This window comes from Sphingomonas sp. 66-10, assembly GCF_001897045.1.
GTDB classification, from domain to species: domain Bacteria; phylum Pseudomonadota; class Alphaproteobacteria; order Sphingomonadales; family Sphingomonadaceae; genus Sphingomonas; species Sphingomonas lycopersici.
On the sequence record NZ_MKRR01000164.1, the window covers coordinates 24,765 to 30,656 of the forward strand.

At 66.2% G+C, this 5,892-nt stretch carries 8 protein-coding genes (1 of these 8 cut by a window edge); 1 reads left to right on the top strand and 7 read right to left on the bottom strand.

All coding sequences use genetic code 11. The features are described 5' to 3' along the window. From BGN95_RS25805 to BGN95_RS25825, 5 genes are all read right to left on the bottom strand, one after another. Positions 1–273: cation:dicarboxylate symporter family transporter (locus tag BGN95_RS25805; RefSeq protein ID WP_286774489.1), on the bottom strand; the 273-nt coding region annotated here is incomplete at its 3' end. 239 nt (positions 274–512) lie between these two features. Continuing rightward, positions 513–1,094: a YceI family protein gene (locus BGN95_RS25810; protein ID WP_286774482.1), complete on the bottom strand. Its 582-nt coding sequence runs from the start codon at positions 1,092–1,094 to the stop codon at positions 513–515. A 12-nt stretch (positions 1,095–1,106) separates the two neighbouring features. Then, on the bottom strand, positions 1,107–1,703 hold the full coding sequence (locus tag BGN95_RS25815) for a cytochrome b (protein WP_286774483.1): 597 nt from the start codon (positions 1,701–1,703) through the stop codon (positions 1,107–1,109). After that, positions 1,700–2,320, bottom strand: a complete 621-nt coding sequence (locus BGN95_RS25820; protein ID WP_286774484.1) for a YceI family protein — start codon at positions 2,318–2,320, stop codon at positions 1,700–1,702. The genes BGN95_RS25815 and BGN95_RS25820 overlap by 4 nt, the downstream gene beginning before the upstream one ends. Before the next feature lie 35 nt (positions 2,321–2,355). Continuing rightward, positions 2,356–2,964 carry an FMN-dependent NADH-azoreductase gene (locus tag BGN95_RS25825; protein ID WP_286774485.1) on the bottom strand — a complete coding sequence of 203 codons (609 nt, stop codon included), beginning with the start codon at positions 2,962–2,964 and terminating at the stop codon, positions 2,356–2,358. Between the two features lie 108 nt (positions 2,965–3,072). Here BGN95_RS25825 and BGN95_RS25830 point away from each other — a divergent pair, with 108 nt between their 5' ends. Then, the gene (locus BGN95_RS25830) at positions 3,073–4,014 is read left to right on the top strand and encodes a LysR family transcriptional regulator (RefSeq protein ID WP_286774486.1); all 942 of its coding nucleotides are present in this window, start codon (positions 3,073–3,075) and stop codon (positions 4,012–4,014) included. On the opposite strand, the gene BGN95_RS25835 is transcribed toward BGN95_RS25830, so the two are convergent. Next, positions 4,011–5,255, bottom strand: coding sequence for an acyl-CoA dehydrogenase family protein (locus tag BGN95_RS25835; protein WP_286774487.1), 1,245 nt, complete (start codon positions 5,253–5,255; stop codon positions 4,011–4,013). The two genes, BGN95_RS25830 and BGN95_RS25835, sit on opposite strands and share 4 nt — an antisense overlap. 75 nt (positions 5,256–5,330) lie before the next feature. Further along, positions 5,331–5,892, bottom strand: partial view of a LysR substrate-binding domain-containing protein gene (locus BGN95_RS25840; RefSeq protein ID WP_353744750.1) — the 3' portion only. Its footprint extends 221 nt past the window's final position; only the last 562 of its 783 coding nucleotides appear in the window; its start codon lies off the right edge, out of view; its stop codon occupies positions 5,331–5,333.

Here is a 5,892-nt window from a genome sequence, read left to right on the forward strand (position 1 = left end):
CGGGGATCGTGTCGACCGCCAGGAACAAGGGCAACAGGTCGATCGGCACGCCGACGGCGAGCGCGAGCGGAAGCACGTGCCGGCATGCCGCGCGGGCAAGCCGAGCGCGCGTGCAGCATCGAGCATTGCGGGCAGCGAGGCGAGCGATGACTGCGTGCTGAAAGCGACCGACTGGGCGGGCAGCACGGCGCGTGCGAACGCCCGCAACGGGGTTCGGGCGAGGACCGCGACGAGCAGGACGAACGCCGTCAACAACACAATTCCGCCGACCATGCGAGCCGCAACATACCAGGCGAGCAGCGCGCCGACGCCCCGGTCCGCCGCGCGCCGCAACGTCGAAGGCCAGCGCGAACACGCCCAGCGGCGCCAGCAGCAGCACCCAGCCGATGATGACAAGCAGCGCGTCTGCAACGCCCTTGAAGAACTCGCCGATCGGCACCGAACGACCGGCGTTACGCCGCGCGGAACGCCGCCGAGCCCGATCGCGTGCGATCTTACCGAGATCGGCGTGTTCAGGGCGCCTTGGTCGCGTTGATCGAGATCACCACGTCGACCTTGCCGGCGACGGTATCGGTGCCCTTGAACTGCCCCTGGCCGACGCCGAAGACCGTGCGATCGAGGCTGGCGCGACCAGTCATCGTCGCGGCATTGCCCTTGATCACGAGCTGGAACGGGATGCTGATCGGCCGGGAGACGTTGCGGATCTTGAGATCGCCGTCCACGCGATAGCGATTGCCGCCGAGGCTGGTGAAACGCCGGCTGACGAACACCGATTGCGGAAACAATTTCGTCGCGAACCAGTCGTCGGTCGGCAGCGCTTCGTCGCGCGACGCGTCGCCGGTGACGGCCGAGCCGGTGTCGACCACCACCCTGACCGACGAGGCGTCGAGATGCGCGGGATCGAAGCGGATCGCGGCGTTCCACCGCCGGAACTGGCCGTTGAACGGCTGGCCGCTCATCGCGCCGGTAAAGCCCAATCGCGAGCGCGCCGGATCGACCCGCCAGCCCGATACGGCGGGTGCGGCAATCGCGCCTTGTGCGGCAACGCCCAGCGTGAACGCGGCAAGCGACAAAGCAACACCGGAACGGATCATGGGATATTCCTTTTAGCGGCCGACGCCGCCGATGAACGGCAGCATGTGGCGGATGACGCCGTCGCGGGTCAAGAACATGTGCTTCAGCGCGCCCGCGATATGCAGCGCGATCAGCGCCAGCGCGCCCCAGGCGAGCGCCATGTGAACCGCGCCGAAGCCCGCGTTGACGCTCGCCTTGGTGGCGGTCGGCAGGTCGTGCAGCGGCAGATGCGGCCAAGGCACGGTGTGAAACAGCAGGGTCGGGATGTTGAGCGGGCTGGTCGACACCACCACCCATCCGGTGAGCGGCATCCCGATCATGATCAGGTAGAGCCCGACATGCGCGGCGCGGGCGAGGAGCTTTTCCCACGCGGGCATCGCGGCGGGCAGCGCCGGCGGGCGATGCGTCAGCCGCCACCCGGCGCGGGCGAGGCTGAGCAACAGCACGCTGATGCCGACCGATTTGTGGAGCTGGAACAGATTGAACTGCGCCAGCCCCTTGGCATCGTGCATCTCGAACCCGAGCACGAGATTCCACGCGATCAGCGCGGCGATCGCCCAGTGCAGGATGATCGCGACCGTGCTGTAGCGCGAGGGCGCCGTGCGCGCTGGGTTCGGGAAGGTCGTCATGCCACCTTTTTCTCGAACGCCGCGCTGATGATCAAGTGAACATCGTCGCCGACCATCGGGACATAGGTCGTCACGCCGAAGTCCGAACGCTTGATATCGCCCGATACCTCGAACCCGACCGTATAGGCCTTGTCGAGCGGATTGACGCCGGCGGCGTTGAACCTCGCCTTGAGCACGACGGGCCTGGTCACGCCGTGCAGCGTCAGATTACCCGCGATATCCGCGCTGTTGGCGCCGGTCCTGGTGATGCGGGTCGAGCGGAAGCGGATCATGTCGTATTTCGCGACATCGAACCATTTGTCGCCCTTGAGCTCGTCATCGAGCTTGGCGTTGCTGGTGCTGATCGAGGCCGCGGGAACGGAGATGTCGACCTGGCTCTCGCCGAGCTTGGCGGGATCGAGCGTCAGCGACCCCGATGCGCCGGTGAACTCGCCATACCAGGTCGAGAAACCGAGGTGCGACACCGCGAAGAGCACCCGGGTATGATAGGGCTCGACGCCATAGGTACCGGCCTGCACCGCGGCGGGCGTCGTCATGGCGCTCTGCGCGAGGACCAGCGCCGGCGTGACGACGAAGGCCGCCGCGAGCGCGGCGGCCTTGAGGGGGCGAAAGGTCAATTCTGTTCTCCTGTTGGGGGCGGATAGGTCGCGGCTCACGCAGCGAGCTTGGCGATTTCGGCATGAGCGGCGGCGAGCTCCTGATTGCGCTGTTCCTCGCCGATCGCGATGCCCTCGGCGCGGACGAAAGTGACATCGGTGACGCCGAAGAAGTTGAACACCGCGCGGAGATATTTCTCCTGATAGTCGAACGCGGCCATCGCGGTGTCGCCGCTGTAGAAACCGCCGCGCGACGAAGCGACGATCACTTTCTTGCCGCCTGCGAGGCCCTCGGGGCCGTTCGCGGTATAGCGGAACGTCTTGCCCGCCACCGCCAGCCGGTCGATCCACGCCTTGAGCTGGCTGGGGATGCCGAAATTGTACATCGGCGCGCCGATCACGACGATATCGGCGGCAAGGAACGCATCGAGCGCCGCCGCCCCGGCGGCGACATCCTCGGCCAGTGCCGCGGTCTCGGGGACGACGCCCTGCCCGGCGGCGAGATGCACCCCGGTGAGATGGCCGATCGCGTCGGTCGCGAGGTCGAGGTGCGTCACCTCGATCCCGGGATGTGCGGCGCGCTCGGCGGCAACGATCGCCTCGGAAAGCTGGCGGCTCACCGAAGCCGGGCCGAGGATGCTCGAATCAACATGCAGAAGTTTCATGGGTCCAATCCCTTCATCGGGTAAAATCACGATGGCCGGGAATTAGGGATGCGCGTATCATCGTAATAGGATATATTACTCGATACAATCCATCTGGATCATAGATATATGCTTGAAGCCATCACGCTCGATCAGATGCGCACATTGGTCGCCGCGGCCGACGAAGGGAGCTTCTCGGCGGCGGCGCGAAAGCTCGATCGCGCGCAATCGGTTGTCAGCCAGACGATCTCGGGGCTCGAGGTGCGGCTCAAAGTGACCTTGTTCGAGCGGGAAGGGCGCTATCCGATCCTCACCGAGGCGGGTGCTGCCTTGGTCAATGAGGCGCGTGCGGTGCTGCGCCAGGCCGACCAGTTCAAGGCGCGCGCGCGCGATCTCGCCAGCGGGGTCGAGCCCGAACTGTCGATCGCGCTCGACGTGATGTTCCCCATCGAATTGTTCACCGCCGCGGTCAGCGATTTCGAGACGATGTTCCCCGATACCGCGCTGCGGGTGTACGTCGAAAATCTCGGCGCGGTGATCCAGCCGGTGCTCGACCGGCGCTGCTCGCTCGCGGTATCGGGCACCCTGCCGCTGTTCCCGCCCGAGCTGGCGCGCGAACGGCTGATCGCGCTTCGCCTCGTTCCCGTCGCCGCGCCGGCGCATCCGCTGGCGCGCGCACCGCATCCGTTGTCGCGCGACGACCTTGCCGGGCATATCCAGCTCGTGCTGACCGATCGCTCCACGCTATCCGACGGCAAGCAATATGGCGTCCTCGCGACGCGAATCTGGCGGCTGGCCGATCTCGGCGCGAAACACGCCTTCCTGCGCGCCGGGCTCGGCTGGGGGAGCATGCCGTGGCCGATGGTTTACGGCGATCTTCAGTCCGGCCGGCTGGTCGAACTCGATATCGAGCGCGACACCTGGCCCGAGGGCGATCAGCTCGCGATGTTTGCGCTCCATCGCCACGACGCGCCGCCCGGCCCGGCCGGCCGCTGGCTGATCGAGCGCTTGCGCGATCGCGTGCTGCAATGCCCGGAACAACGCGCGGGCGGGCCGGCCGCCGGGGGTTAGTGCAGCCCCAGTTCGTGCCGCCCGACCACCATATGATGAACCTCGTCCGGCCCGTCGGCGAAGCGCAGGTGGCGGACGTCGTGATAGAGCTCGGCGAGCGGGGTCCATTGCGAGATACCGGTCGCGCCGTGGAGCTGGATCGCCTGATCGATGATCTGGCAGGTCTTTTCGGGGATCATCGCCTTGGCGAGGCTGACCCACACGCGCGCCTCGCGGTTGCCGAGCACGTCCATCGCCTTGGCCGCCTTGAGCACGATCAGCCGCATCGCCTCGATCTCGATCCGCGCGCGCGAAACCACTTCGAGATTCTTGCCGAGCATGATCAGCGAGCGGCCGAACGCCTCGCGTGAACTGCCGCGCTTGACCATCAGATCGAGCGCCACTTCGGCCTTGCCGATCGTGCGCATGCAATGGTGGATGCGCCCCGGCCCGAGCCGGAGCTGCGAGATTTCGAAACCGCGGCCTTCGCCGAGCAGGATATTCTCGCGCGGCACGCGCACGTCGTTGAAGCGGATATGCATATGGCCGCGCGGCGCATGATCCTCGCCGAACACATGCATCGGCCCGACGATCTCGACCCCCGGGGTGTCGATCGGCACCAGTATCTGTGATTGCTGCTGCGAAACCGGCCCCTCGTCGCTGGTCCGCACCATCGTGATCATCACCTTGCAGCGCGGATCGCCCGCGCCCGAGATGTAATATTTCTCGCCGTTGATCACCCATTGATCGCCGTCGAGCCGCGCGCGCGTGCGGATGTTCTTCGCATCCGACGAGGCGACGTCGGGCTCGGTCATTGCATAGGCCGAACGAATCTCGCCGGCGAGCAGCGGCTCCAGCCAGCGCTGCTTCTGCTCGGGGGTGCCGACGCGTTCGAGCACCTCCATATTCCCCGTATCGGGGGCCGAGCAGTTGAGCGTTTCCGACGCGAGCGGCGATTTGCCCAGTTCGGCGGCGATATAGGCGTAATCGAGGTTGCTCAGTCCTTGCCCGGTTTCATCGTCGGGCAGGAAGAAATTCCACAGTCCCGCGGCCTTGGCCTTGGCCTTGGCGGCGTCGAGCAGCTCGAGCTGCCCCGGCGCGAACGACCAGCGATCGGTGCGCCCCTCGCCCAGCCGGAAATATTCCTCGGTGATCGGCGCGACATTTTCGGCAATGTGGCGCTTCACTGCCTCGAACAACGGGCGCGCGGCCTCCGACATACGCAGATCGTCGAGTTCCGGCAGCGTGAAGATATTGGACATGGCGATATCCCGATGATGGCATGTCGCATCTATCGCGCGCGTATTCATGCATCAAATGACGGGATCAGATAGACACTATGAATCTGGTGCATGAACAGACGCGACATCGACGATCACCTGTCGCAGCCACGCATTGCCGTGATCGCGATCCGCCACCTCATGCCAATAGAGATTGAGCGCGCGCGGCACGACCTCGACCGGCAGCGGCAGCAATTGCAGATCGACGAACTTGCGCAGCGATTCGGCGTGCGAGAGCGGCAAGGTGAGGATCAGATCCGACCCGGCGACGATATTCCACGCAGTCGCGACATGCTGGCAGCGCGCGACGATCCGTCGCTCGGCGCCGGCTTCGGCCAGCGCATTGTCCTCCGGGCCGAGCCCGGCGGGTCGCGGCGAGGCGATCACATGGCCCGTCGCGAGATAGGCTTCCAGCGTCACGGCGCCGTGGATGCGCGGATGACCGTGCCGTGCCGCGACGACCAGCCGGTCGCTGCGCAGCGGCGCGGTGCGCAATGTCGCGGTCGCCTCGCTGGCGATGTCGAGTGCCATATCGACCTCGCCGTGCGCCAATGCTTGCGCCAGCTCGCTGCGGCGGAAATCGGCGCTGACGATCTGCACGCCGGGAGCATCGGCGGTG

Bases quoted from the DNA above. Each gene is read 5' to 3' on its own strand.
- BGN95_RS25815 (WP_286774483.1), bottom strand. From the start codon at position 1,703: ATGACGACCTTCCCGAACCCAGCGCGCACGGCGCCCTCGCGCTACAGC.
- BGN95_RS25830 (WP_286774486.1), top strand. From the start codon at position 3,073: ATGCTTGAAGCCATCACGCTCGATCAGATGCGCACATTGGTCGCCGCG.
- BGN95_RS25835 (WP_286774487.1), bottom strand. From the start codon at position 5,255: ATGTCCAATATCTTCACGCTGCCGGAACTCGACGATCTGCGTATGTCG.
- BGN95_RS25825 (WP_286774485.1), bottom strand. From the start codon at position 2,964: ATGAAACTTCTGCATGTTGATTCGAGCATCCTCGGCCCGGCTTCGGTG.
- BGN95_RS25810 (WP_286774482.1), bottom strand. From the start codon at position 1,094: ATGATCCGTTCCGGTGTTGCTTTGTCGCTTGCCGCGTTCACGCTGGGC.